Source organism: Nostoc sp. (assembly GCF_036917755.1).
In the GTDB taxonomy this organism is placed as follows: domain Bacteria; phylum Cyanobacteriota; class Cyanobacteriia; order Cyanobacteriales; family Nostocaceae; genus Nostoc.
This window is the reverse complement of sequence record NZ_JBALFC010000012.1, coordinates 51,622-77,071: the sequence shown is the minus strand read 5'-3', so window position 1 is coordinate 77,071 and position 25,450 is coordinate 51,622. Positions and strand designations below refer to the sequence as shown.

The 25,450-nt window shown below is 42.0% G+C and carries 23 protein-coding genes and 2 pseudogenes; 15 read left to right on the top strand and 10 right to left on the bottom strand.

Annotated features, from left to right (window positions below; all coding sequences use genetic code 11):
* Nucleotides 1–64 precede the first annotated feature (64 nt).
* Complete coding sequence (locus tag V7L05_RS04115; protein WP_335162044.1) at nucleotides 65–997, bottom strand: type ISP restriction/modification enzyme; 933 nt, start codon at nucleotides 995–997, stop codon at nucleotides 65–67.
* Nucleotides 994–2,403 carry an N-6 DNA methylase gene (locus V7L05_RS04110; protein WP_335162042.1) on the bottom strand — a complete coding sequence of 470 codons (1,410 nt, stop codon included), beginning with the start codon at nucleotides 2,401–2,403 and terminating at the stop codon, nucleotides 994–996. The genes V7L05_RS04115 and V7L05_RS04110 overlap by 4 nt, the downstream gene beginning before the upstream one ends.
* A 466-nt stretch (nucleotides 2,404–2,869) precedes the next feature.
* Between V7L05_RS04110 and V7L05_RS04105 the strand changes: the two genes are divergently transcribed.
* The 6 genes from V7L05_RS04105 (at nucleotide 2,870) to V7L05_RS04080 (ending at nucleotide 8,269) form a co-directional block, all read left to right on the top strand.
* The gene (locus V7L05_RS04105) at nucleotides 2,870–4,123 is read left to right on the top strand and encodes an exonuclease SbcCD subunit D (RefSeq protein WP_335162054.1); all 1,254 of its coding nucleotides are present in this window, start codon (nucleotides 2,870–2,872) and stop codon (nucleotides 4,121–4,123) included.
* 282 nt (nucleotides 4,124–4,405) lie between these two features.
* Nucleotides 4,406–4,936, top strand: coding sequence for a YdcF family protein (locus V7L05_RS04100; protein WP_335162052.1), 531 nt, complete (start codon nucleotides 4,406–4,408; stop codon nucleotides 4,934–4,936).
* Between the two features lie 119 nt (nucleotides 4,937–5,055).
* On the top strand, nucleotides 5,056–6,219 hold the full coding sequence (locus V7L05_RS04095) for a GuaB3 family IMP dehydrogenase-related protein (protein ID WP_335162040.1): 1,164 nt from the start codon (nucleotides 5,056–5,058) through the stop codon (nucleotides 6,217–6,219).
* Nucleotides 6,220–6,249: 30 nt separating this feature from the next.
* Nucleotides 6,250–6,372 (top strand): histidine kinase, encoded by a 123-nt coding sequence (locus V7L05_RS04090; protein WP_335162038.1) that lies wholly within the window; start codon nucleotides 6,250–6,252, stop codon nucleotides 6,370–6,372.
* 250 nt (nucleotides 6,373–6,622) lie between these two features.
* Entirely contained in the window at nucleotides 6,623–6,946 is a 324-nt protein-coding gene (gene trxA, locus V7L05_RS04085; protein ID WP_069070846.1) for a thioredoxin, read from the top strand.
* A 510-nt stretch (nucleotides 6,947–7,456) separates the two neighbouring features.
* On the top strand, nucleotides 7,457–8,269 hold the full coding sequence (locus V7L05_RS04080; protein ID WP_335162036.1) for a carbon-nitrogen hydrolase family protein: 813 nt from the start codon (nucleotides 7,457–7,459) through the stop codon (nucleotides 8,267–8,269).
* Nucleotides 8,270–8,493: 224 nt separating this feature from the next.
* On the opposite strand, the gene fba is transcribed toward V7L05_RS04080, so the two are convergent.
* Both fba and V7L05_RS04070 read right to left on the bottom strand, forming a co-directional pair.
* Nucleotides 8,494–9,573: a class II fructose-bisphosphate aldolase gene (fba, locus tag V7L05_RS04075; RefSeq protein ID WP_335162034.1), complete on the bottom strand. Its 1,080-nt coding sequence runs from the start codon at nucleotides 9,571–9,573 to the stop codon at nucleotides 8,494–8,496.
* Between the two features lie 184 nt (nucleotides 9,574–9,757).
* A complete protein-coding gene (locus tag V7L05_RS04070) occupies nucleotides 9,758–10,912 on the bottom strand; it encodes an RNA-guided endonuclease InsQ/TnpB family protein (protein ID WP_335162032.1) in 1,155 nt (384 codons plus the stop codon).
* Between the two features lie 320 nt (nucleotides 10,913–11,232).
* Between V7L05_RS04070 and V7L05_RS04065 the strand changes: the two genes are divergently transcribed.
* Nucleotides 11,233–11,688: a DUF2141 domain-containing protein gene (locus tag V7L05_RS04065; protein ID WP_335162030.1), complete on the top strand. Its 456-nt coding sequence runs from the start codon at nucleotides 11,233–11,235 to the stop codon at nucleotides 11,686–11,688.
* Between the two features lie 2 nt (nucleotides 11,689–11,690).
* Here V7L05_RS04065 and V7L05_RS04060 read toward each other — a convergent pair whose 3' ends face one another.
* Together V7L05_RS04060 and V7L05_RS04055 are read right to left on the bottom strand one after the other, a co-directional pair.
* Nucleotides 11,691–12,833 carry a peptidoglycan-binding protein gene (locus tag V7L05_RS04060; RefSeq protein ID WP_335162028.1) on the bottom strand — a complete coding sequence of 381 codons (1,143 nt, stop codon included), beginning with the start codon at nucleotides 12,831–12,833 and terminating at the stop codon, nucleotides 11,691–11,693.
* A 231-nt stretch (nucleotides 12,834–13,064) separates the two neighbouring features.
* Nucleotides 13,065–14,132, bottom strand: coding sequence for a DMT family transporter (locus V7L05_RS04055; protein ID WP_335162050.1), 1,068 nt, complete (start codon nucleotides 14,130–14,132; stop codon nucleotides 13,065–13,067).
* Between the two features lie 327 nt (nucleotides 14,133–14,459).
* Between V7L05_RS04055 and V7L05_RS04050 the strand changes: the two genes are divergently transcribed.
* The 4 genes and pseudogenes from V7L05_RS04050 to V7L05_RS04035 all read left to right on the top strand — a co-directional run.
* Nucleotides 14,460–15,119, top strand: coding sequence for a vWA domain-containing protein (locus V7L05_RS04050; RefSeq protein ID WP_335162026.1), 660 nt, complete (start codon nucleotides 14,460–14,462; stop codon nucleotides 15,117–15,119).
* A gap of 11 nt (nucleotides 15,120–15,130) precedes the next feature.
* Nucleotides 15,131–15,919, top strand: a complete 789-nt coding sequence (locus V7L05_RS04045; RefSeq protein WP_335162024.1) for a PP2C family serine/threonine-protein phosphatase — start codon at nucleotides 15,131–15,133, stop codon at nucleotides 15,917–15,919.
* A gap of 6 nt (nucleotides 15,920–15,925) precedes the next feature.
* Complete coding sequence (locus tag V7L05_RS04040; protein WP_335162022.1) at nucleotides 15,926–17,467, top strand: eIF2A-related protein; 1,542 nt, start codon at nucleotides 15,926–15,928, stop codon at nucleotides 17,465–17,467.
* Nucleotides 17,468–17,500: 33 nt separating this feature from the next.
* Nucleotides 17,501–17,767 (top strand): annotated as a pseudogene (locus V7L05_RS04035) (barstar family protein); the annotation flags it as partial.
* 22 nt (nucleotides 17,768–17,789) lie between these two features.
* Here V7L05_RS04035 and V7L05_RS04030 read toward each other — a convergent pair.
* Nucleotides 17,790–17,957, bottom strand: a pseudogene (locus tag V7L05_RS04030) (type II toxin-antitoxin system VapC family toxin); the annotation flags it as partial.
* Between the two features lie 23 nt (nucleotides 17,958–17,980).
* Between V7L05_RS04030 and V7L05_RS04025 the strand changes: the two are divergent.
* The gene (locus tag V7L05_RS04025; RefSeq protein ID WP_335162020.1) at nucleotides 17,981–18,397 is read left to right on the top strand and encodes a hypothetical protein; all 417 of its coding nucleotides are present in this window, start codon (nucleotides 17,981–17,983) and stop codon (nucleotides 18,395–18,397) included.
* Between the two features lie 5 nt (nucleotides 18,398–18,402).
* Nucleotides 18,403–18,846, top strand: coding sequence for an Imm30 family immunity protein (locus V7L05_RS04020; RefSeq protein ID WP_335162018.1), 444 nt, complete (start codon nucleotides 18,403–18,405; stop codon nucleotides 18,844–18,846).
* 136 nt (nucleotides 18,847–18,982) lie between these two features.
* On the opposite strand, the gene V7L05_RS04015 is transcribed toward V7L05_RS04020, so the two are convergent.
* Together V7L05_RS04015 and V7L05_RS04010 are read right to left on the bottom strand one after the other, a co-directional pair.
* Entirely contained in the window at nucleotides 18,983–19,231 is a 249-nt protein-coding gene (locus V7L05_RS04015) for a type II toxin-antitoxin system VapC family toxin (RefSeq protein WP_335162016.1), read from the bottom strand.
* A 183-nt stretch (nucleotides 19,232–19,414) separates the two neighbouring features.
* Complete coding sequence (locus V7L05_RS04010) at nucleotides 19,415–19,795, bottom strand: hypothetical protein (RefSeq protein ID WP_335162014.1); 381 nt, start codon at nucleotides 19,793–19,795, stop codon at nucleotides 19,415–19,417.
* Between the two features lie 317 nt (nucleotides 19,796–20,112).
* Between V7L05_RS04010 and cobJ the strand changes: the two genes are divergently transcribed.
* Nucleotides 20,113–21,867, top strand: coding sequence for a precorrin-3B C(17)-methyltransferase (cobJ, locus tag V7L05_RS04005; RefSeq protein ID WP_335162012.1), 1,755 nt, complete (start codon nucleotides 20,113–20,115; stop codon nucleotides 21,865–21,867).
* Between the two features lie 60 nt (nucleotides 21,868–21,927).
* A complete protein-coding gene (locus V7L05_RS04000) occupies nucleotides 21,928–22,296 on the top strand; it encodes a hypothetical protein (protein WP_335162010.1) in 369 nt (122 codons plus the stop codon).
* 68 nt (nucleotides 22,297–22,364) lie between these two features.
* Here V7L05_RS04000 and V7L05_RS03995 read toward each other — a convergent pair whose 3' ends face one another.
* The gene (locus V7L05_RS03995) at nucleotides 22,365–25,400 is read right to left on the bottom strand and encodes a zinc-dependent metalloprotease (RefSeq protein WP_335162008.1); all 3,036 of its coding nucleotides are present in this window, start codon (nucleotides 25,398–25,400) and stop codon (nucleotides 22,365–22,367) included.
* Nucleotides 25,401–25,450 lie beyond the last annotated feature (50 nt).

Here is a 25,450-nt window from a genome sequence, read left to right as displayed (position 1 = left end):
TCAAACACTAGGCTTATGGCACTAACTTCTGTAGTTTTATTGATGGTTGCTTTATTTATTCATGTTATTTTAACATAACTACTCTTGGAGAGCCAAATTTTTTACCAAATAATTGAGTATGAATAGAGGTTAATCTATCACTCAAAATAAAGTCTGCATAGTAATAAGTTTTGAAGTATGGACGATAATTTGCTGAGACTATATTATCTTCCTGAAAAATTGTTGTCTTTCCATTATTAGCATTAATCTTTAAAGACTCACTCCATTTAATGGAATAATCTAAAAACTTATTTGCTTCTTGTGAAGTCCAACTGTTTTTAGTAATATCTTGTATTTGCTTATTATAAAAATTATAAAATAATTCTATTTTAGCAGTTAACAAATTTGGGTTTAAATCATAAACCCACTCATCTCTATTAGTAGAAACTCCAAAAGAAAATAATTTGAATACTGCTTTTTCCTCATGCTCAAGATTAGTAGCTTTTGTTTCCTTATCAGTCAATGGCATTAAGCTATAAAAATCACTATAATTAAGGTTCATCCAGTTATTGTTATTGTCAGGTGTAATATGTTCAAAAGAAATTGTATTAAATTTGTTAGTTGCTATGAAATTCAATTTTTCATCAGCAGTTTCAAATTCTGATCTTCGGGCGTAAAATATTTTACAACGATTATTATCATTAAGCTCTTTCTTCACCATAAAACTTATAGCTACACCTGCTTGAATACCAAAAACATTATGCTTTGTGCCTGAAATTTTTGGATTAGACCTAACATCTCCACCTAAATCAATAATATAAATCTCACTAAATTCATCAGATACTACCTTTCTAAAACCGTCAGCTTCTCCTGAATGGATAAAAGAAGAGTTAGTAATAAAAGCCAAAATTCCATTTTCATTCAACCTATTTGTTGCCCAACGAAAAAAACGGGAATACGGATCGTAACGCTTTGTTTTCTGAGCATGGCTATATTTTACATAACTTTCTTTAATCAATTTATCTCTGGATAAGAGCGATTTGGATTATTATCGTTTTCACTTGCTTGATTTGCATTATATGGAGGATTCCCGATAATCACCGATATCTTACTTTCATTCTGTCTTTTAATTCTTTCAGTATTTTCTACACTCATAGCAAACAAATCTAATTGTTTGCCTGCAAATGATGTATGATCCAGCGTATCGACAAAACAGATATTTTCAAACTCTTGATATTCACCCATTTTTTGTTTATAGGTGTATTCAATATTCAAGTTAGCGATGTAATAAGGCAAAATCGCCACTTCATTACAATGAATCTCATGCTTATATTTATATTCCAGACTATGTTTAGGCAAATAATCAATTAATTCAGTAATAAAAGTGCCTGTTCCTGTAGCCGGATCTAAAATTTCGACATTTTTATCAGCAAGCAGCTTACCAAAATTTTGATGAACTAAATAATCTACACTTTCAATCATGAAGCGCACAATTTCATTCGGCGTGTAAACAATACCTAGCCTGTCAGCCGCTTTCGGATTATATGCTTTATAGAAATTATCATAAAGCACTTTTAAAAACTTCTGCTTTTCATGATGATTGTAAATATTCGCAGCAGTTCTTCTAATAAGTCCATAGTAACGCTTAATAGTACCAAGAGTATTCTTTTTAGTACTACCTGTAAAAAACGTATCGATTATACTTTTTAATTCACAAGCAATGTTATTTTCTCGATGAAACTGAGATTCATTGAAGATGCTGATAAAAATGTCTTCAGTTAAAATATGCTGAATCATCATTTCTCTAATATCTAGCAAAGTGATTTCAGGATTAATTGATTCTTTGCAGATACCCCAAAATTTAGCCCTCGCTGTTTCAAAAGCTGCGTTTGTTTCGATTTGACTATCAATTAAGTCCCGCAAAGCATTTATAACAGTCGGTAAGTCTTCCTTAAAAGTTTCAATCGCCTCACGAAAATCTTTAACTTCTGGGCGAACATAGTTAATAAAATATGTAATTATTCCATCCAGCGCGTCAGCATCTTTCATCAGGACGCGCATAGTTTCGTGTCCACCCTGAATTAAAACGGCTGTTTTCGAGTCTTCAAACAGAATGTTACTATCTGGGTAGCCTTTTATGAGCTTTTTCTCAATTTCTTGGTCTAAATTGTCATATTCATCTTTGCTTTCCCAATAGCCCCAATCCAAACGCAAAGCATCTTTAACAGTGCCATCTGGATAAACAAGTTTGCCGCTAGGTGTTTTATAATCTAGTTCGGGAATAAGTCTAAATTCTCTAGGTTTACAATATTCATTAACTAAGTTTTGAAATGCAACCCGAATCGATGTTTCTTTACGTGAACCGCCATATTGGATAATTCTTTCTACTTCTGTGTGATATTGACTAACCAGAAGCTTGGACATACTTTATCAAACTTTTATAAATTTCAAGTATGTCTAAACTAGCTTTAATTATTAGTAACTAACACCTGTAATCTCCACAGCTAAAACATAAAGATTGAATAAATTAAAACCAAATATTCCGTAAAAAGACGTGAGTTTCCAAATAACATCACGTCTTAACAGAAGTTATGGCAGACCAAGCATAATAAAAATGTAAAATATACTGGCGTTGACTTTGAATTATAAAATATAATACAATTATTTAAGTAATAACACGTAATAGTAATTTCCTCCTCTCTTCCTCTGTGTCCTCTGCGCCTCTGCGGTTCGACTCCTAAATTGGTGCGTTACACTCCGTCAACGCACCCTACCAACTGGGACACCGACTCGTTATTTTAACCAACCCGGCGGATATTCAAAATATCGCTCATTCATCGCGTTATTTACTTATTAGTCATTAGTATTAGACAAAGAACAAATGACAAATATGATTAAAATCCTCCACCTCTCCGACATCCACATGGGAAGCGGCTTCTCCCACGGACGAATTAATCCCACAACTGGATTAAATACACGGCTAGAGGATTTTGTCAATACACTATCTAAATGTATTGACCGAGCGCTGACGGATACTGTTGATATGGTGATATTTGGTGGCGATGCTTTCCCGGATGCTACACCACCACCCTATGTACAACAAGCTTTTGCTAGCCAGTTTCGCCGTCTGATGGATGCCAATATTCCAACAGTGCTGTTGGTGGGCAACCACGACCAACACTCCCAAGGACAGGGAGGAGCAAGTTTAAATATTTACCGCACTTTGGGAGTACCAGGATTTGTTGTCGGTGATACATTAACTACTCACTGCATCGAAACCCGTAATGGCAAAGTGCAAGTAATCACCCTCCCTTGGCTGACTCGTTCCACCCTGATGACTCGCCTAGAGACTGAAGGTTTGTCTTTGGCGGAAGTCAACCAACTGTTAACGGAACGCCTGCGAGTTGTTCTAGAAGGGGAAATTCGCCGTCTTGACCCCGATGTGCCAACTGTTCTTTTGGCTCACTTGATGGCTGACAATGCTACTTTAGGCGCAGAACGCTTTTTAGCAGTAGGTAAAGGCTTTACTCTACCCCTATCTTTGCTGACGCGACCTTGTTTTGATTATGTAGCGTTGGGACACGTCCACCGCCACCAAAATCTGAATAAATCTAACAACCCGCCAGTGATTTATCCAGGGAGTATTGAGCGGGTAGATTTTAGTGAAGAAAAAGAAGACAAAGGCTATGTAATGCTAGAACTTGAGCGGGGGAGCGCTGAATGGGAATTTTGCCCCTTAACAGTTCGGACTTTCCGCACCATTGAAGTGGATGTCTCGAAAGCAGATGATCCGCAAGCGGTATTAATGAAAGCGATCGCCAAGTATGATATTCAAGATGCTGTAGTGCGGCTAATTTACAAACTCCGCTCCGAACAAATGGATTTAATTGACAGTTCCTCTCTACATACTGCTTTAAGTCCCGCTCATACCTACACCATACAAGCAGAATTAGTCAGTCAATTAGCTCGACCCCGCATTCCTGAATTGAGTGCAAGTAGCAGCATCGACCCAATGGAAGCCTTGAAAACTTACTTGAAGAATCGTGAAGACCTCAAAGACATCGCAGCATCAATGCTGGATGCTGCACAGAAGTTGTTAGCCGATGATGTGGAAGTCTGGCTGGAAGCAGCAACTACTGAGTGAGTAACATAGATGTCAATTATTCTCCGACAAGCTGCTACAACCCTTTGATGCATTGTCCGATACAGGTTAGGATAATCCATCAATTAGCAAAAAAACTTCAAGCACGCTTAATCGCGCTGTAACATGACAATCACCCAAATTTGGATGTGGGCAGATTTTTGAGGAGTTTGCTACTCTACTATCAATTATGCTTTTCTTCTAGCCAGAGGAAATTTTGGATTCAGTAAATAAAGTTATCGAGCCTTGAATAAGCTACTGTTTACAGGTAAATCTTTTCGTTTTATGGCTTTTCTCCTACCGCTAATCATCTGGTGGGGATACAAAGAAGTACAAAACCAATTTGTACAGCCGCAAGCAGTTGTAGTGTTAGGTGGTTCAACCAGACGTTTAGAGCGAGAGAAGTTTACGGCCGAATTTGTCCGCCAGCATCCAAATATACCAATTTGGATTAGTGGGGGTAGTCCACCTAGATTCACCCAACGAGTGTTTACCAAAGCTGGTGTTGATCCCAAACGTTTACACCTGGACTATGAAGCCGTAGATACAGTTACTAATTTTACTACGTTGGTGGATGACTTGCAAGCTCGCGGCATTAAGAGCGTTTATTTGATTACTTCAGACTTCCATATGCGCCGGGCTTGTGTCATCGGCGAAATTATTTTGGGTAGTCGAGGTATTTATTTAAAACCAGTGGCAGTTCCTTCAGAAAAACCCCCTGAATCTATCGAAAAATCTATCCGTGATGGAGCTAGAGCGATACTTTGGTTAGCAACTGGTTACACGGGTATGGATGCAGCTAAAAATAAACGATAAAGAAGAATTCAGCTATTCTGAATTCAGGAGTCAGAATCAAGTAGTTCCGAGAAAAAAACGTCCCAATCCCCTCCACAATTTGATACCCTAGCTTAAACAGATTTGAGAAAAATTAAAGCGTGGAAATTCAACTTGGGCGGGGGAAAACAGCTCGCAGAGCTTACGGAATAGATGAAATTGCTCTAGTCCCCGGCAACAGAACACTAGACCCCAGTTTGGCAGAGACTAAGTGGCGGATTGGCAATATTGAGCGAGAAATCCCGATAATTGCCAGTGCGATGGATGGCGTAGTAGATGTTCGCATGGCTGTACGTTTGTCACAGTTAGGAGCATTAGGTGTCCTCAATTTAGAGGGTATTCAAACTCGCTATGCTGACCCAGAGCCAATATTAGATCGGATTACCTCTGTGGGTAAAGATGAATTTGTTGCCCTGATGCAAGAACTGTATGCCGAACCAATAAAGCCAGAATTAATTGAACTACGTATTCAGCAAATTAAACAACAAGGTGGCATTGCGGCGGTGAGTGCAACTCCAGCCGGCGCAAGTAAATATGGTGAGGCGGTGGCGAAAGCTGGGGCAGATTTATTTTTTATCCAGGCTACGGTAGTTTCTACTGCACATCTATCACCAGAGTCTTTAGTACCTCTTGATTTAGCAGAATTTTGCCGTTCCATGCCCATCCCCGTGGTGTTGGGTAATTGCGTGACTTACGAAGTTACTTTGAATTTGTTGAAAGCTGGGGCGGCTGGGGTACTGGTGGGAATTGGACCTGGTGCTGCTTGTACTTCTCGTGGGGTGTTGGGTGTGGGCGTGCCACAAGCCACTGCGATCGCAGATTGTGCTGCGGCACGAGATGATTACTACAAGGAAACTGGTAACTATATCCCGATTATTGCTGATGGCGGTTTAATCACCGGTGGCGACATTTGTAAATGCATCGCCTGCGGTGCCGATGGTGTAATGATTGGTTCCCCCTTTGCCAGAGCCGCCGAAGCCCCAGGACGAGGTTATCATTGGGGTATGGCGACTCCCAGCCCAGTTTTGCCCCGTGGCACCCGGATTCGCGTTGGCACCACTGGGAGCCTAGAGCAAATCCTCATTGGCCCAGCAGGACTAGATGATGGCACTCACAATCTTTTAGGAGCCTTAAAGACGAGCATGGGCACCTTAGGAGTCAAAAATATTAAAGAAATGCAGCAAGTGGAAGTTGTGATTGCGCCTTCCTTATTAACCGAGGGTAAAGTTTACCAAAAAGCTCAACAATTAGGTATGGGGAAATAGAATTGGGGCTTGGGGCATGGGGCATAGGGCATGGCGGATAAGAGAGACAAGGCAGACAAGGAGAATAACCAATGCCCAATGCCCAATACCCAATGCCCAATACCCAATGCCCAATGCCCAATGCCCAATGCCCAATACCAAATTCTTGAATAAATTTTTCCAGCCCCCTAAACAATTGCTGGAAAAATCCGATATGTCGCCTACAATAGAGATAGCGGAGACGCATGTTTCCGTTCACTCCTCACACCACACTCCGCCCGGACTACTGTTCGGGCGGTTCCTTATGTTTGTAAATAAAATAAGAGAGCTTCTTTGCAAATGTACATCCTCTACTCCCAAGCCGAGGTTTTTGCTATGGTAGAATTTTCACCAAGTTCAGATATTATTGGCGAAGGTTTTAGGCATGTCAACAGCCGCACAAGTTACCGATTCTAGTTTCAAGCAAGAAGTACTCGACAGCGATGTACCCGTTTTAGTTGACTTTTGGGCACCCTGGTGCGGACCATGCCGTATGGTAGCTCCTGTTGTCGATGAAATCTCCGAACAGTACAAAGGTCAAATAAAGGTTGTAAAAGTCAATACAGATGAAAATCCTAATGTTGCTAGCCAGTACGGTATCCGCAGCATTCCCACATTAATGATTTTTAAGGGTGGACAAAAAGTGGATATGGTGGTCGGCGCAGTGCCTAAAACTACATTAGCTTCCACTCTCGAAAAGTATCTTTGAAACTCAATCGGCAATAAAATCCTCTTGAGTTATCCATTTTGTTCTAAGTTTAGGTTAATTTTTATAAACAAGTTTGAGAGATGCGAATTTCTCGTCTCTCAGACTTGTTTACTTTGTATACAGTTTCAGAATATTTTTAGGAGTTTTCTACCTCAAAAACAACTCCCTAATTCCTGCACTACCAATTTCTAGTCCCAAAAGCTCAGTCACGTCGCAACTCTTGGAGACGCTGCGAGTGGCTTGCTTAAGAGAAAAAGTACGCTCCGAATTCAAAAGTCAAAATTCAAAATAAATATCCATAGCAGACAGCTTTTATCAGGCTTTGATCACAACACAATCGCAATCTTGCTCAGTTTGCTAGAACCCAGAGGAAGATTAAGATCAGCAATAAAACAAGTCTGTTAAAGGAAAGCAACGCTAACGCATTTCTAATTAAGTACCACAGATGTTGAAGTAGCGATATATTTTGATAATCTATCTTCCATAAATCAACTATTCGTTGTTGAATCTATGAAGTCTTATTTAGCCGCCGCTATTCAATTGACCAGTGTGCCTGATCTACAGAAAAATTTGGCACAGGCAGAAGAATTAATCGAGCTTGCCGTGCGTCAAGGTGCCCAATTGGTAGGTTTGCCAGAAAACTTTTCCTATATGGGAGAAGAAAAAGACAAACTCGCCCAAGGCGATGCGATCGCTCGTGAAAGTGAAATTTTTCTCAAAAAAATGGCTCAACGCTTTCAAATTACGATCTTAGGCGGCAGCTTTCCACTTCCGGTAGACAATACAGGCAGAGTTTATAACACCACTCTACTCATCGACCCAAACGGTCAAGAACTTGCCCGCTACTATAAAGTACACCTATTTGATGTTGATGTCCCCGACGGCAACACCTATCGGGAATCCAGCACCGTTGTGGCTGGTACGCAACTACCCCCCGTTTATTTCTCCGAAAAACTTGGCAATTTAGGACTTTCTATTTGTTATGATGTCCGCTTCCCGGAACTGTATCGTCATCTGGCAGATAAGGGAGCTGATGTTATGTTTATTCCCGCCGCCTTTACCGCCTTTACTGGTAAAGATCACTGGCAAGTACTATTACAAGCCAGAGCCATCGAAAATACCGCCTACGTCATTGCTCCTGCCCAAACAGGCAATAACTATGCCCGCCGTCTAACCCACGGCCACGCCGTTATTATCGACCCTTGGGGCGTAATTTTAGCCGATGCTGGGGAAAAACCGGGAATTGCGATCGCTGAAATCAACCCCAGTAGGCTTGAACAAGTCCGCCGTCAAATGCCCTCCTTACAACATCGGGTATTCTAGGGGCTGGGGATGAGGGAGATGAGGGAGATGAGGGAGATGAGGGAGATGAGGGAGCAAGGGAAGAAGAACTATTGATTATTGATTGCCCAATGCCCAATGCCCCATGCCCAGTCCTGATGAGTAAAACAAAAAACCGGGTGTTTACCCGGTTTATACCAATATTAAGAATCCTCAGTTTTTTAGGAGCATAGCAGCACTATGCCCCTATTTATTTGTTGGCAAAATTAAACCTTAGCGGCTGCTTTGGTAACAACGTTGAGTTCACCTTTAGCATACTTAGCAGCAAAATCTTCCAAAGAAATTTGCTTAATCTTGCTTGCGTTGCCAGCCGTACCAAATTGCTGATAGCGTTCAGCACAAACCTTCTGCATATATGTAATAGAAGGCTTGAGGAAGTGACGGGGGTCAAACTCCTCTGGTTTTTTAGCCAAAGCTTCACGTACAGCAGCAGTAATTGCCAAACGGTTGTCGGTGTCGATGTTTACTTTACGTACACCACTCTTAATACCTTTTTGGATTTCTTCTACAGGTACACCGTAGGTTTCAGGAATTGCACCACCATACTGGTTAATCAGTGCAAGTAAATCTTCAGGTACAGAAGAGGAACCGTGCATTACCAAGTGGGTGTTGGGCAAACGGCGGTGAATTTCTTCAATGCGGCTGATTGCCAAAATTTCCCCAGTCGGCTTGCGGGTAAACTTGTAAGCACCGTGGCTTGTGCCAATGGCAACAGCCAAAGCATCTACTTGGGTTGCTTCTACGAACTCAACAGCTTCATCGGGGTCAGTTAAGAGTTGAGAGTGGTCGAGTGTACCTTCAAACCCGTGACCATCTTCAGCTTCACCAGCACCAGTTTCTAGAGAACCCAAACAACCGAGTTCACCTTCAACACTGACACCCAAAGCATGAGCTACATTTACAACTTCACGGGTAACACTAACGTTGTACTCGAAGCTAGCGGGGGTCTTAGCATCAGCTTCTAAAGAACCATCCATCATCACGCTGGTGAAGTTGTTCTTAATTGCTGAGTAGCAGGTAGCAGGCGCATTCCCATGATCTTGGTGCATGACAATGGGAATCTGAGGATAGGTTTCTACTGCTGCCAAAATTAGGTGGCGGAGGAAGTTTTCTCCAGCATAAGCACGAGCGCCACGAGAAGCTTGCAAAATTACGGGGCTATCTGTCTCGACAGCAGCCTTCAGGATCGCCTGAATCTGCTCCAAATTATTAACGTTGAAAGCTGGGATGCCGTAACCGTTTTCAGCTGCGTGATCCAACAGCAGCCGCAGTGGTACAAGCGCCATAGATAGTCCTCCTAATGTGGTTGTCAGCTAGTCGGTGTGAGAGAAGCGTAATTATTACGCTAAATCTTAAGAGTTTTTTCAACTTATAGGAAATTATAACTAGTGTGGTGTGTCATGTTGAAAAAGATCACGCCATGTTTACTATTTTGACACTCCCCGCGCGAAAGCGACGAGGATTCCTGATTCAGTGAGACAACTTGCCAGATAGACTTACATCTAACTGACAGGGGTCGAACTCTCCACAGGCGTTAATTCGGGTAAGCCCTACCCTACTCAATCCAATAGCCAAGATATTTAATGCAGCATTGTGGTCACGATCTAAAATCGTACCGCAATGACTGCATTGATCAGTCCTTGTACTCAGCGATTTCTTGACTAATGTTCCACAAGTTGAGCAATTTTGGCTCGTATAGTGAGGCGGTACTGCAACTGTTACCTTGCCAAACACCTTACCAAAATACTCAACCCAGTCCCGGAACATAGACCAGCTTGCATCACTAATAGATTTAGCTAATTTCTGATTCTTAAGGATATTCCCCACTTGCAAGTCTTCATAGGCTATCAGGTCGTTAGACCGAACCACGCACCTTGCTGTCTTAATTGCAAAGTCTTTACGCTGTCTACTTACTTGCAAATGTTTTCTCGCTAACCGAATAATAGCTTTACGGAGATTAGCTGAACCTTTCTGACGCTTAGAAACTTTGCGTTGCAACTTTTTAAGTTTACGCTCTGACTTTCTCAGATAGCGAGGATTTTCAACGACATTACCATCTGAATCAGTATAGAAATGGTTTAGCCCAACATCTAAGCCTGTTGTTTTCTTGGATGGCTTAATCTCTTCTCTGCGCTCAACATCAACACAAAACTGAGCATAATAACCATCAGCACGGCGTACAAGTCTGACTCGTTTGATTTGCTCAATCTGGTAGAAGTTGAGATCCCGTGAACCGATTAGTTTAAGCTTACCAATTTTGAAACCGTCAGTCAAAGTTAGATATTTTCGGCCTTCAGAAATCTTCCATCCAGTTTGTTTATACTCAACCGAATGACCTCGTTTCTGAAATTTTGGATATCCTTTCTTTCCTGATTTCTTCTTTTTGCAGTTATCAAAGAACCGAGATATGCCTGACCACGACCTTTCGGCACTACTTTGTCTTGCTTGTAAATTTAGCTTATTGGCAAACTCAAACTCTTTCGCAAGCACTGCCATGTGTTTATTCAGGTCATACTTATCCACTCCGCGATTGTCCATCCAGTACCTCAAAGCTTTCTTGCGACAAAACAGAGCAGCGCGGATTGCCTGATCAATCAGCTTGTACTGCTCTGTTTTACCTTTCAATTTTGCTTACAGAACTAGCATAGATTTATTTAATCTTATGCTTTCTATTATAGTATAAGTTGTCTCAATTAATCTAAAGCCGTCCTACAAGGACGGGGTTTTTACCCAAAGTTCTGATAATAACTAAGCGGAGTGTCTTTGCTCAACTGGTACACCTGATCAATTAAGATAGCGATCGCCTGTGAGTTTATACTGACAACTAGATTTAACTGAGTGATAATTATTTTATAAATAGCTCGACCAATAGACATCTCAGGATAGACATTGTAAATCTGCGTTGCTTTGTTTGAGCAAAACTTATTTTGTTTTGTGAAAATTTTATGGTAAAAGGATTGAGAGTTACTATGCTGCTATTGTCAGTTCTGGGAAATCTGGCATGGTCATTTAGTGCCCAGGCAAATTTTAACGGCAAACTCACCATCGAAATTGATGGCTTGAAGAATAAAGAAGGACAAGTTTGTGCCAGTCTATTTGCAAGCAGTCAAGGATTTCCTAGTGATCGCGATCGCGTCTTACAAAAGCAGTGTAGCAAAATTACTGACATTCCCTTAACCATTAGCTTTGAGAACTTGAAAGCAGGTAGTTACGCCGTTGCTGTCTTCCACGATCAAAATAATGACCGGACTCTCAATAGTAATGGACTTGGTATACCAAAGGAAGGCTTTGGATTTTCCAGCAACCCAGAAATTCGCACAAGAGCGCCCAAATTTAGCGAAGCAGCATTTTTAGTGGCAGGCCCGAACACAAATATCCAAATCCAGTTGAAATATTTTTAGACTTATTCTTGGGAATCGTTGTGTGAATCTTCCGGTAGACTCTGTTGTTCTGGCAAGCCACGCATTCGATTCATCTGAGTCAAAGCATATCGTGCAGTTGCTTGCACATCGGCATCTGGGTCTTCTAATGCATGTCGCAACATCTGACTCATTTGACCCATCATATCATAAACGCGCGTCAGGTCACGGATCGCATTTTGTCGCACTTGTGGACTTTCATCTTGGATTGAAATTGCTAAAGCCCGGTTCATCGGTTTGAGTGTGCGGGTGCCAATTTCTGCCAAAGCTGCTAAAATCAAACTGCGTTCTTGAGAATCAGCATCAATCATCAGTTCAGCCATTGGCTGAATTGCCCGTGAATCTCCCTGCTGACCCAAATCCCAAATAGCTTTGCGTCGCTTCATTGGGTCAGAATTGTGTAAGTCTTGAATTAATTCATCAACGATATTGAGTTTAGCAAGGCGGGAAGTTTTTTCTGGTAGCAGTAATTGTGTGGTAAGTGGTGGCGTAGCTGTTTGCGGACTACTTACACTCTCTGGTAAGAGTGGTGTCATCGGGTCTTTCTTAGCTTCACTCAAGCTTTTAGTATTTGATATTTCGGAATTTTCCACTTGTTTGACCTGACGAAACCACCTCAGCAGGTAAACAAGTGCGCTAATACTTCCTAGAACTCCGATGGCAAATATTAACCACCAGACAAAATCTGTCTCCGTTGGCTTGGGTTTTGCAGTTGGTTTGGAAGTCGCAGCACCAGAGGTGACTCTTGGAGAGGTGATAATCTGATTTTTAGCCTCCATTGCTGCTTGCAGTTTCTCGCTAGTCGCCAGACCCGTAATGCCATCTACTTTTAAACCCTTTGCTTTCTGGAATTTAGCTACAGCGATTTCCGTACTGGCGTTATACTGTCCATCTACTACGCCACTGTAGTATCCCAACTGCTTTAATTGAGTTTGTAGTCTCTGCACATCTGACCCTTGATTACCGAGACTCAAAACAGCCGGACTAGCAGTAACTGTCGAACTAGCTTGTGCAAGTTCTAAAATTTCAGGTGCTAGGTTAGGTGTAGCTGTACTTGCGCGATTTGGGTAAAAACCGAGGCAAGAAAAACAGGTAAATATCAAGATTAAGGAAGGGCGTAGCCTCATATTGCAAGTTTCAGCCTGAACGTGCTTTTGAAGTCTTCGATACCACAATAACAATTCAAAATTCAAAATTCAAAATTCACCCATTGAAGAGGCTTAGTGCTTGGGAGCATCTCAATGAGTGTAAAAAGCCTTTTAAAACCTCACACCAACCCTCTCCGTGGGTTCGGAGAGGGAGCAAGAATCTTGTTTCTCATCTGGTATATTTGCTTTCACTGAGATGCTCCCTAGCGCTTATGTCCTAATTTCTGGTTCAGATTCTCTGACTGCTAGGGTTATGGGGTTCAATTTTTTAGCAGATGCTTCTAAAACTGGTTGCGGTATATTAGCTATTTCGCCGACGGTAACTGTATCGTTTTGTCCAGCTAAAGTATCACGTTGATTAATGAGATAGATGCTGATTAAAGTGAGGAAAACACCAACCCACTGCAACGGACTGAGGACTTCTGAGAGGAAGAGATTGCCGAATAGTAGGGCAAATACGGGTGTCAGGAAGGTGAGGGAACTAAGGCTGGTGAGACTGCCACTAGAGGCAAAGTAGAAGAATAACCCGTAGGCGATCGCACTGCCAAATACGGTAGCATAACTCAAAGCCACTAAATCAGATGTTCCAAGATTCTCCCACTGCTGGGATTCAACAACTGATGAAATTCCCCATAGTGGCAATCCACCTAAAATCATGTGCCATCCCGTAGCGCTTACTGGGTCAGCATGTCGGCATACAAACCGAATCAACACTGTTCCCACTGCCATTGACAGCGCTGCTAACAGCATCAACCACTCGCCACTAGCAAACAAATCTTGCCAGTTGCCAATTGTGATATTTGCGCCTGAGTCGATAAAATGTAAAATCCACTCATCAGGTAAGCCAATTAAACTAATACCTGTGATTCCTAGTCCTAACCCCAGCCATCCCCAAAAACCAATGTGTTCTTGGAATAGCCACAACGACAGCAAGGCAACAGCCAACGGTTGCGAGTCAATCATCACAGACCCTAACCCCGCACTGGTTTTGACTAATCCCTCTGCTAAAAAGCCTTGAAACAGCGTCCCATCTATCAAGGCAAATAAGGCAATCCACAGCCATGCAGCCCAACCTTTCGGCTGGGGTTTACCCATGAATGCTGCTGCAATCAGAATTAACATCCCTGCTGGTATCAGACGCACTCCCGCCATGAATAACGGTGTGGTGTGGGGTATGACTCCTTTCATGGCTACCATTGCTGTCCCCCATAGGAAAAAGGGGGCAATTAACAAAAGAGGGGCGAAGGGAAGTTGAGATGCACTGAGTTTCAGTTGCATGGGTTTGCTGATGCCTTTGTTTAACAAGCGCAAAAATTGCTTTACCCGATTTTACCGAATTATGTAGTTGTGCGATCGCATAGCCTCTGGAAGAAAAGGAATTAATACTCAGGTATAGGTAAGGCTACAGGAGGCTGAAGATTTTAATCTTACATCTTGCTTGCACCTAGCTCTAGCGATTAGAAATCACGGCTATATAAACGCTTTCAATCAGGCAAATAGGCAGTAGTATTTATACGTAAAAATACTACTGCAAAAGTGTGTTTTTTAGCTAATAATGTAGGTGATTGATCTCTCAGACCAATTGACTCAATTTAGGAGCATCGAATGCCTGTAGGATTGCCTGAATTCGTTGAAAATCCAGAAAATCGTTGCCCTGTAATTCTCTTACTCGATACTTCTGGCTCTATGTCAGGTCAGCCTATCCAAGAGTTAAATCGAGGACTTGCTGCTTTCAAAGAAGATGTACTAAAAGATTCTCAAGCATCGCTGAGTGTGGAAGTGGCGATGATCACATTTGGCCCCATAGCTAAACTGATACAAGACTTTGTGACCATTGACCAATTTACACCGCCTATATTGGAAGTAGATGGTTTAACCCCAATGGGTGCGGCGATTGAGTATGCTTTGGATTTTGTAGAAAACCGCAAACAGACTTATAAAGACAACGGTATTCTCTATTATCGCCCTTGGGTGTTTTTGATTACAGACGGAGCGCCAACTGACTCCTGGGATTCAGCCGCGCAAAGATTGAGAGAAGCAGAAGCACAAAGCCGACTGTCATTTTTTGCAGTTGGGGTAAAGGGTGCTGATATGAATATCCTCAAACAAATTTCTCCTCCTGAACGTCCACCAGTTATGCTAAATGGCTTAGATTTTCGTGAGTTGTTTGTCTGGCTTTCTGCTTCGATGAAACGGGTTTCTAGTGGCAAAGTAGGACAAGCTGTAGCTTTACCGGCTATGGGATGGGGTCAAATTAGCAGTTAGGAGGAAATTTTGTGAATTGGAAAGCTGTTGCGCGTTCTGCGATCGGAACAAGTCATAAAAACCAGGGTATAGTTTGTCAAGATTATGGGAAATATTGCACCTTTAAGGATGTGATTGTAGGCGCGGTTGCTGATGGTGCTGGTAGTGCTAAATATTCTGATGTTGGTTCTGAGTTGGCGGTAGAAACGGCACTTAAATATCTCTCAAAAATTAGTGAATATCTTCGCAAGCGTCAACATTGGTGGCAAAAAGTTTCTCAAGTACTTTCGCAACCAGAAGCCGAGAAATTATTTACTAAAACTGTAAATAAGGTAATTGCTGAGTTAGGCAAAAAAGCAGAGAAAGAAAATTATTCTGTCAATGATTTAGCTTGTACATTGTTGGTTTTCGTGGCAACCCCTGACTGGGTTGCAGCTATGCAAATCGGGGATGGATTTATTGTAAGGCGTTCCCAAGAGTCAGAATATCAACTGTTGTTTCAGCCAGATAAAGGTGAGTTTGCTAATGAAACGACTTTTATCACTTCAGCAAATGCAGTAAAAGAAATGCAGGTAAAGGTTATTTCCGAAAAACAAGAGTTTATTTGTGCTTCCACTGATGGACTAGAAAAAGTAGCAATTCGCTTGAGCGACTGGGAACCCTTCTCACCTTTCTTTAAACCTTTGGAGGAATACTTGCACGAACCTGTTAATGGAGAGGAGAAAGATAAATATCTGATGGAATTCCTCAACTCTGAACGGCTAAATTCTCGCACTGACGATGATAAAACCTTACTTTTGTGCTTCTTTGATAGAGAGTAAAATTCGATGACAGTTTTCACCTGTGCCAGTACGGGTCAATCGATTACTCTGTTGGGTGAACCTAAAATTAGTGGTGAAGCGAAGGTTTGGCAAACAAATCACAATGGTTACTTAGCAAAAATTTATCACTCGCAAACTCCTGAGCGTGTGCAAAAGTTGGCGGTGATGATAGCGCACCGACCCAAAGAGCCAAACTCTCACCTGAATCATATTTCTTTTGCTTGGCCTAAGTCGGTACTTAAAGATGCTCAGGGTAATTGTGTGGGCTTTTTGATGCCGGAAATTAAGGAAGCAAAAGAACTTATTAATATATACAACCCCCAGAAAAGAAAGGCTTTGAAACTTGAGGTTGATTGGCGTTTTCTCCACACAACGGCGCTAAATATCGCCTCAATTATCGAAGCAATTCACATTTCTGGCTATGTTTTGGGTGATATCAAGCAGCAAAATATTCTTGTAAACGATCGCTTCCGGTTAGCAGTGATTATCTATCAATTGTTGTTTAGTGGTCAAAGTCCTTTTGCAGGAAAGTGGATAGGCGCGGGGGAAATTCCAAAAATGAATGAACTTATCCATCAGGGTTTATGGCTGTATGCACCAAACAATTTGATTCAACCTGTAGACAGGACAATTCCTCTTGAGATTCTTCACCCAGAGGTTCAGCGATGTTTTCTCAGATGCTTTAATGATGGTTATCAAAATCCTAATTTACGCCCAACTGCTGAGGATTGGGTAAAGGCGCTCAGACTTGCTGTTAATGAGTTAACTATCTGTGGAAAGGTAGACAGCCACTACTACAGCCGAACTTATGGTAAATGTTATTGGTGCGATCGCTTTACAAAACTTCATATTGATATATTTCCTGGCTTTGCTAGACCAAAACAAGCTGCTGTTGTTGAATCAAAATCACAACCCGAAGCTTTTGGCGCAGATAAAATTATAGAAAATGTCGCAATAGGAGGGCAAATACATACCCTCCAAGGGCATTCCTCCTGGGTTAAGTCCGTAGCTTTCAGCCCAGATGGTAAAACTCTTGCCAGTGGGAATGATGACAAGACTATCAAATTGTGGGATGTCAAAACAGGAGCGCAAATCCGCACTCTCCAGGCGCATTCCGGCTTAGTTCGTTCGGTTGCCTTCAGTCCAGATGGCAAAATCCTTGCTAGTGGTAGTTCCGACAACACTATCAAACTGTGGGATGTCACAACAGGAGCGCAAATCCATACTATCCAGGCGCATTCCGACTCGCTTCGTTCAGTTGCCTTCAGCCCAGATGGAAAAACCCTTGCTAGTGGTAGTTCTGATAACACTATCAAACTGTGGGATGTCAAAACAGGAGCGCAAATCCGCACTCTTCAAGCGCATTCCGAATGGGTTTGGTCGGTTGCTTTCAGTCCAGATGGCAAAACCCTTGCCAGTGGGAGTTACGACAACACTATCAAACTGTGGGATGCTAGTGGTTATTGTTGGGATTGGATTATTTTTTTGTTTGGTTTGGGGTTTCCCGGCTATGCTTGTTTGGTCTTATTTTGTAGTGTGTTTCTTTAGTTTGCTTTTAATCGTAAATATGGTAAAAAATTTAATAGCAAACAAACATTTTTAAGTAAAGCTGCTGAAGCAATGCAATTTCCTACATACTTTGGTGCAAACTGGGATGCTTTTGATGAATGTATCACCGATTTAACATGGTGTCCGGCTGAGAAATACGTCATATTTTATGACGATGCTGATATCTTTGCTCAAGCTGAACCGACACAGTACCAAATAGCAGTAGATATTTTAAATTCAGCCAAAGAATACTGGCAATCTAAGAATATTACTCTGAAGTTTTTAACTATAAACAAATAGGTCTATTTAGCCTTGAGACAAATTAAAATATAGTCCAATCTTCTAAACCTAAATTAGGCACCTTTGCAAAATCCTTGCGGTTGCGAGTAACTAGAATCCCATTAACTGACAGCGTAATTCCCGCAATGCGTAAATCTTGTGTGCCAATGCGGATTCTTTGACGAATCAAGTCTTCGTAACAATTAATAGCATACTCGTTAAATCCTAGCGAATATGGAGCAAAACATTATTAATAATCAACGTCAACTTATTCCCAGAGAGGGCAGTATAGGTAGTTATGGTGACTTACTCAAACTAGGACGTAGAGGCGATAACCTTACACCTCATCATATACCTGCGGATGCTTTTATGAAAGCTAGAGTTCCTGGTTATACTACAAATAAAGGAATTGCCATTATGATGGAACATTTATCACCAGGAAAAGGAGGTCGTCATCGGCAAACAATTTCTTACGGTAAATCTCCTAATTTAAGCTTCTCAGCAAGAGAAACATTGGCCCAAGAAGTTTGGGATGTGCGTTCTATTTATCTTCGTCAAGGTTTGTACAATAGAGAAATCAGGAAAAGTTTGCAAGGTTTAATTAACCTGAATAGACTAACTTGGCAAGGTATTTTTGATAAAGTAGGTTGAAACCCATGAATCAAAACAATCTATTGGCAATTTTAAAAGAAAATCGCTTAATGCAAACTCAACAGCAAGTTACCGACTTTGAAAATGCTTTAGCTGAAATAGCTGATAATCCTGATGAGCAAAATTTATCTGCATATCATCTTGTTTTAGATGATCAATGTCAACAGCCAGAAGTGATGTTCAGCTTAATTCATTTTCTCGAATCTTTTGATATAGAAGAACAAATTGCGGCTTTTATTAAAGTTGTACCCCAATTAATGATCAATGCACCTGAATGGACAAAAATCATTCATGACAGGATTTTAAATGATGATTCAGCTTGCGAAGTTTATCAAAAACTTTTACACTCAGCTAATTTGAATACACCTCATTTTCTCTATCATCTCTTGGAAGAAAGTATTCTAAATAAACTAAAAATTAAAGAAAGTTTGTCCAGTATAACTCAATAAATATTATAGGGTTTCCTAATCACATGAGGTACATCATAGCCCCCTCCTTGCTTGCGGGAAGGGGGTTGGGGGTGGGGTTCTTGTACCTCACAAGGGCCGAGAAGCGCTATAAACTACTTTGGCGATCAAACTCAGATTAAATTCTGAGGAGTATAGTCCAATCTTCTAAACGCAAATTAGGTACTTTTTCAAAATCCTTGCGATTGCGAGTAACTAAAATCGCATTCACTGACAACGTAATTGCCGCAATGCGTAAATCTTGTGTGCCAATGCGGATTCTTTGACGAATAAAGTCTTCGTAATAATTGATAGCATACTCGTTAAATCCTAGCGATCGCACATTTTTGAAAAACTCTAAAGTAGCCTGTAGCTTTGCGTAAGCCAATACCAATGTATCAGATGAGGAAGCCTTTCTGATTGATTACATTAAACCTCCCACGCAGTTGTTCTTCAACTGTAATTATCGTTATGGCAATGTCTTCAGGATTGACTGCATTTATACGCTGCATGACAACTGGATGCCTTTGTTGAAAAAGTGAGATGTGATCCGTATCAAGTATCCATAAACTCACTTAATTTCATTCTCCGCATCAATTTGTCGATAATGTTCCTCCATTTTTGCGTCAAGTTCACGGCGGTCAGCTTCTATATATTCCAGCATTTCATCAAATTGCGGATCATCCTTGAACATACCCGCAAATTTCAACCAAGGATTTTCTACTTTGGGCGCTTCAATTTCTAAAGTCACAATTTTGGCTGTTTTTAACCGAGTTTGCAAACTTTGACTGAGTTTCTCTATTGCTTCCGTTTCCGTATTTCCTAAACCTTCACAGTCTGGTAAACCTAATAATATTGCTTTGACTGTCCCATCTTGTTGATTTTCAATCAGCACATCATAAGTTAACTTTGGTGCGGTTATTGGAAAGGTAGTTTTTACAGCTAAATTCATAATATTTTTATCTTTCAAGTTTTATATGGATTATAACATTAGTCAATAACTAAGTGCTGACTGAAAGGATAAGTTATCTTTATCTAATATCCACACAATACTCACCTTGTCTCATTCTCCAAGTCAATTTGACGGCGATCAGCTTTAGAAAGCTACTACGAAGACACCACGCACGTAGGTGTTGGCGTAGCCTCTCCAAGAGTTGCCCGTCGTAGACATCGCACTCTGAATTCCCCAAGCTTGTAAATGGGAAGTCGCTGTATGTCTAAATCTGTGGTTTCATTTGAAGGATATCAAATTTTGCAAGATATCTACTTATGATCATGAACGTTGCACCCGCCATTATAGTATTAGGTCAAAATAGCGTCGTAGTAGCACGCAAAATAATCAGTGTCCTACCAGGGGCAACGCTATACGGTCTAGCAGGTCGCACATCTGAAGTTGATGTCAGCTTTACTAATTTTGGCGAGACGTTGCGCGAGTTATTTGTCCAGGGAACGCCGTTGATTGGCATTTGTGCCGCCGGAATTTTAATTAGGACGTTAGCTCCCATGCTCGCAGATAAACGACAGGAACCACCAGTGCTAGCTGTGGCTGAAGATGGTAGCGCTGTTGTCCCACTCTTGGGTGGACTTGCTGGGGTAAACGATTTGGCACGTCGGATTGCTGAAGCCCTTGATGTCAAACCGGCAATTACCACCACAGGCGATTTACGTTTGGGCACAACACTGTTGTCTCCTCCCCCTGGATACCATTTAGCAAACCCAGACGATGCGAAGAAATTTATCTCAGATTTGCTAGCTGGGGCGCAAGTTAAGCTAGAAGGCACAGCACCTTGGTTGAGCGATCGCAAACTACCCATAAATCCAAAGGGAGATTTGACTATCCAAGTTACCGAACATTTGGTGACTCCTACAGCAAACTGCCTTGTCTACCACCCAGCAACGATCGCGATCGCAATTAGTGGCATGATTGATGATGCAGCAGCTTTAGTACAGCAGCTATTAGCTGATGCCAAACTAGAAAAAGCATCAGTCGCCGGGATATTTGCACCCATCACCGCCGCAGCCGATCCCGCAATCCATGCCGTAGCTAGCGCCTTGGGAGTGCCTGCCCGCTTTTTCACCCCAAATCAGCTAGAAAGTCTACTTTCACAAGGTTATAGCCCTGCCCAAGCCGCAGCGATCGCCGCCACAGGCACATCTCCCATTACTCCTTCATCTTCCCAGATTGCGATCGCCATTGCCCCTCAACCAATCGACCCCAACATCACAGGTCAGCCACGCGGACGGTTAGCGATTATTGGTACAGGGCCTGGTGGATCACAGTGGATGTCTCCCGAAGTGAAGGAAATACTCAAGTCGGCAACTGATTTAGTGGGTTACAAAACTTATTTAGATTTAGTCGGTTCTCTGGCTGATGGCAAGCAACGGCATGAGTCCGACAACCGCGAAGAAGAAGCACGGGCAAAAATGGCTCTTGATTTGGCTGCATCTGGGCGATATGTCGCTGTAGTTTCATCTGGTGATCCCGGTATATATGCAATGGCAACAGCAGTTTTTGAAGTGTGCGATCGCTATGCCAAACCCGAATGGGACAGTATCGACATTCATGTAGCCCCAGGCATCTCCGCTATGCAGGCAGCAGCAGCAGCGATTGGTGCCCCCCTTGGACATGACTTCTGTGCTATTTCCCTATCTGACATCTTGAAACCTTGGTCTGCGATCGCACAACGAATTACTGCTGCTGCTGAAGCTGATTTCGTCATTGCTTTCTACAATCCTGTTTCCAAAGAGCGTACCTGGCAACTAGCAGAAGCAAGAAATATTTTGCTGCGACATAGAACACCAGATACACCAGTAGTGTTAGCCCGGAATCTCGGCAGACCAGGACAGACGGTGAAAGCGATCGCACTTGATGAGTTAGCACCAGCAAACGCTGATATGCGAACAATTATTCTCGTTGGTTCCACAAAAACCCGAACCATCAAGCGCCGCGATGGTAATATATGGGTTTATACGCCGCGTCGGTATACTGAATCCCCAGAGAGAATCATCAAAAACGGGAGATGAATGTATAACTAAATGCCAGCTAGTGGGTAATATAAGCTTGCATCTATTGGTTTGACCGAAATGAAAAAACTGGCAACACTAGTAATTGCAAGCGCACTATTGACGGGGTGTACTCCTTCAATAGACTCAAGTTCTTTCACAGGATCAGACAACTATGAAGTTCAGTGGACTGGAGTTAATGGAAGCAAGCTATTTGGTAGCTACGTTATTGCTTCCAAAAGTCCCAGCACTCCATCGAGAGTAGAAAAAGTTGTAACAACACTTCCTTATAAAGTAAGTTTCTCTGCTCCAAAAAATACCTTGATTTCGGCGGCAGGAGGAACGCTAAATCAAGGTACGGTAGAAATAAAAATTTTCAGGAATGGTTCAGAATGTGGAAAGGTGACGATGGTTGGAAGTGGAGCTATGGCTAATCAAGTTTGCCAGTAAGTCAATTTCCATAACCCTAGAATTTATTCCCCTACTCCCCACTCCCCACTCCCCATTCCCCACTATTTCTAATTCCCTTGCAACGGGGCGTTTAAGACTTTCTCGATGCGATCGCGCGTTTCTAATAAGTGCGCTTTGGTATATTCATCCTCGGAATTAACCTGCTTGAGTTGATCATCCAATTGTTTGAGTTTATACCATGCCATCGTGCGAGCATCTTCTGGAACATATTGTTTCCGTAACACCATAGCCGTCAAAATCTTCAGGTATTCACGCTGCAAGCCTCGCCGTAAACTGGAAATTTTCGTTAATTTACCTTTTGGTTTAATTACTTCCGTCCAGATATCTGACTGCAAAGTGTCAAATAATTCTGGAAGAGTCAGTGCTTTTCCGGCTGGAGTTTTGAGTTCGATATCCTTGAGGCGAGAGAGGCGATCGCCTGAGAGTAAATCCCGCAACACAGAACCCTGCATGAGTAGCACCAAATCATGAATTGGATAATCCAAACGGCCAACTTGCGGATCACTACCCCAATGTCGCCAACGGGAAGGTGCTAATTTATTCAGTAGTTCTGGTGAAAAACTCAGGGCATCTTCGGCAAACACATACTTTTGCAGCGTCTGTAAAGCTTGCCGTTGTTGTTCAACTGGTACTGGTTCAAATGGTAATCGGTGTTGGCGGACTCCAGAGACTTTATCGGCAGGTATCTCACTAGGGTGAATGCGATAGAAAGACTGTCCCCCAATGTATTTTGTGGTATAGTATATTTGCTGAAAATAATTACCCAATACTGTGCTAAAACGTTCGCTCACATCAGTGTAACTATCACCAGCCAGTGGGTAACGCTTATCCAGACGTGTCCACATCACCCGTGAATTATTCAACTGCCACTGAGAATAAAGCAGCACATTGCTGCTGTTATCCCAAGCATCGGCTGTGGGGTCAAGGTCATACACATCTTCATCTGTGGAATAACTCAACTCTGGCTTGTAGGATTGTGCAGCAATTTCTGACAAAATTGGCTTTTCCGCTATGGGAGTTGATGTCTGAATTGGCATGTAGCCGTACTTAATCGCCCATTCATCATAAGGCCCCACCATGCTGGGAAAATAATCTCCCTGCTTTGTACCTTGAGGAGCGATATTTGGGGGAATGTAATCCATCACGGAAGTTGTTAGACCTTTAGTTTTGGTAATTTCCGTATTATTCATCTCGTCTGGTGGTAGCAGTGTACTACCACGGAAGTTATGGCGTAAACCAAGAGTATGTCCAACTTCGTGAGCGATGATTAAACGTATATATTGATTGATATATTTTTTCATCTGATCGGGAGTGGCCATAGTATCAGGCAGCAGTGACATCGCCAATGAACCAAAGGCAAACTGGTTAGCAGCTTCCATCCCATAGCATAAATCGTACTCGCCTGCCATTTTCGATAAACGACTCAACAACCCCTGTTGTTCCTGCATCTGCTGAGGGATGCCATTGTTTTTTGCATCTAAACCATTGGCGCAAAGTAGACGATTTTGCATCAAAGCTGATAAAGTAGTGCGATTTTCTATTTGACTGGGTTGAACGATTTTGCGATAATCATTCTTGAGTGCCCGCACAAAGCTAGCATCCACGAGAATGTCTGCATCCAAAATTTCCCCAGTCAATGGGTTAACGCGGGATGGTCCCATTGCAAAATAACCATCGACTGTGTTAATCCAGCGAATCGTGTTGTAACGAATATCTGCTGGGTCCCAGGTGGCGTCATCGGGCATTTGGCGGACTTCAATTGCATCTTTGAATCCCGCTTTCAGAAAGGCTTTATTCCACATTAGGACACCTTCTTTGATCGGATCGCGGTACTCTAAGGGCACAGCGTTATCAATCCAGAAGACAATCGGTTTTTTGGGACGAGAAATTACTGCTTTCGGGTCTTGTTTTTCCAAATGCCAGCGATTGATGTAGCGGACAAAAGAATCGCCACTATCGTCTTTAGATAAATCTTGGTAGGCGGTGATAAAATAGCCGATGCGATCGTCAGCAAGGCGCGGTCGATAATCTTGATTGGGTAGTTGGGAGAGACTATAGTGGACGCGCAGCGTAAAACCACGGTTGTCAGCTAGCGACGCCAAGTTTGGTATTTGATTCTCCTGGCCAGCGCCGCCAGAGAAGTTTAAAACTGACTCAATTTCTAAGTTTTGGGGAAAAGCTTTCGCAGTACCAAAATAGGACTGGTCTGTGCTTCCTGGTACTCCTAAACTTACAGATAATCCGGCTAAGTCTGTCAGCAACAAATCACCTAAGTCGATCAGAAGAGTTTTGCGTTGTGGATGAATGCTTTTAATCGAAATGGTGTAGAGAACAGAGTCACTAAAAGATCGGGCTACCGATCGCACCTGGGGATCTCCCTCACGAGTGCGAAAATTCACATTGCGAATCACAAAGTTTAGTTTATCATCCACCCGTTGGAAATAAAATAAAAAATCTTGCAAAGGCATACCACTATAAATACCCCGTTCGCCAATGCCCGATTCCAAGGTTGTTGTAGCTAAATAATTTTTATTAAGTTGCTCTGGCTTAATTTCTAGATAAATTTTATTCTTTTCTTTATTGCGATAAAGGGTGAATAATCCCCCTGACTTTTGGGTGTCTTTGGTTACTTCGTCAAAGGACGCTAAAACATCCTTTGCTGGTGGTTTTGCACTAGGATTAGGCTTTGCATTCGGTTTTACTGGTGGTTTTATAGCTTGCAAAAATGGTTGCAGTCCTGCTTTTTTCAGGTCTTTTACTACCCAAATAAACGGTTGAGGCTGTACCTGTTTATTTTGATTAACTACCCAAACTTGCCCTGACGCTAGCCTCTGTTTCGGGGGAATATTCATACCCTTTGCCGATAACGCTAAGATTTTAATTGCAGAAGTTTCTGTAGTTAACTGACTAGAGGATTTTTCTCTACTTCTTTTCGTAACCACAGCTTCTACAACCCGTACAGCCTGATGCTTGGCTGACAAATCTGTATCAATGTTAACAGATGGTGACTTGGCACTAGCCGTTGCTATTCCTAAAAACAAACTATGTAACAAAATCATATAAAAGGTTAATCTGTTCTTCATCCCATCTATACCCGATAATTATCCTGTAGTTAATTTTTAACTTTTGCAAA

Excerpts from the sequence above, each read along its gene's own strand:
- V7L05_RS04110 (WP_335162042.1), bottom strand. The coding sequence starts at position 2,403 with ATGTCCAAGCTTCTGGTTAGTCAATATCACACAGAAGTAGAAAGAATT.
- V7L05_RS04105 (WP_335162054.1), top strand. The coding sequence starts at position 2,870 with ATGATTAAAATCCTCCACCTCTCCGACATCCACATGGGAAGCGGCTTC.
- V7L05_RS04100 (WP_335162052.1), top strand. The coding sequence starts at position 4,406 with ATGGCTTTTCTCCTACCGCTAATCATCTGGTGGGGATACAAAGAAGTA.
- V7L05_RS04090 (WP_335162038.1), top strand. The coding sequence starts at position 6,250 with ATGGCGGATAAGAGAGACAAGGCAGACAAGGAGAATAACCAATGCCCA.
- trxA (WP_069070846.1), top strand. The coding sequence starts at position 6,623 with ATGTCAACAGCCGCACAAGTTACCGATTCTAGTTTCAAGCAAGAAGTA.
- V7L05_RS04080 (WP_335162036.1), top strand. The coding sequence starts at position 7,457 with ATGAAGTCTTATTTAGCCGCCGCTATTCAATTGACCAGTGTGCCTGAT.
- fba (WP_335162034.1), bottom strand. The coding sequence starts at position 9,573 with ATGGCGCTTGTACCACTGCGGCTGCTGTTGGATCACGCAGCTGAAAAC.
- V7L05_RS04065 (WP_335162030.1), top strand. The coding sequence starts at position 11,233 with ATGGTAAAAGGATTGAGAGTTACTATGCTGCTATTGTCAGTTCTGGGA.
- V7L05_RS04060 (WP_335162028.1), bottom strand. The coding sequence starts at position 12,833 with ATGAGGCTACGCCCTTCCTTAATCTTGATATTTACCTGTTTTTCTTGC.
- V7L05_RS04055 (WP_335162050.1), bottom strand. The coding sequence starts at position 14,132 with ATGCAACTGAAACTCAGTGCATCTCAACTTCCCTTCGCCCCTCTTTTG.
- V7L05_RS04050 (WP_335162026.1), top strand. The coding sequence starts at position 14,460 with ATGCCTGTAGGATTGCCTGAATTCGTTGAAAATCCAGAAAATCGTTGC.
- V7L05_RS04040 (WP_335162022.1), top strand. The coding sequence starts at position 15,926 with ATGACAGTTTTCACCTGTGCCAGTACGGGTCAATCGATTACTCTGTTG.
- V7L05_RS04025 (WP_335162020.1), top strand. The coding sequence starts at position 17,981 with ATGGAGCAAAACATTATTAATAATCAACGTCAACTTATTCCCAGAGAG.
- V7L05_RS04020 (WP_335162018.1), top strand. The coding sequence starts at position 18,403 with ATGAATCAAAACAATCTATTGGCAATTTTAAAAGAAAATCGCTTAATG.
- V7L05_RS04010 (WP_335162014.1), bottom strand. The coding sequence starts at position 19,795 with ATGAATTTAGCTGTAAAAACTACCTTTCCAATAACCGCACCAAAGTTA.
- cobJ (WP_335162012.1), top strand. The coding sequence starts at position 20,113 with ATGATCATGAACGTTGCACCCGCCATTATAGTATTAGGTCAAAATAGC.
- V7L05_RS04000 (WP_335162010.1), top strand. The coding sequence starts at position 21,928 with ATGAAAAAACTGGCAACACTAGTAATTGCAAGCGCACTATTGACGGGG.
- V7L05_RS03995 (WP_335162008.1), bottom strand. The coding sequence starts at position 25,400 with ATGAAGAACAGATTAACCTTTTATATGATTTTGTTACATAGTTTGTTT.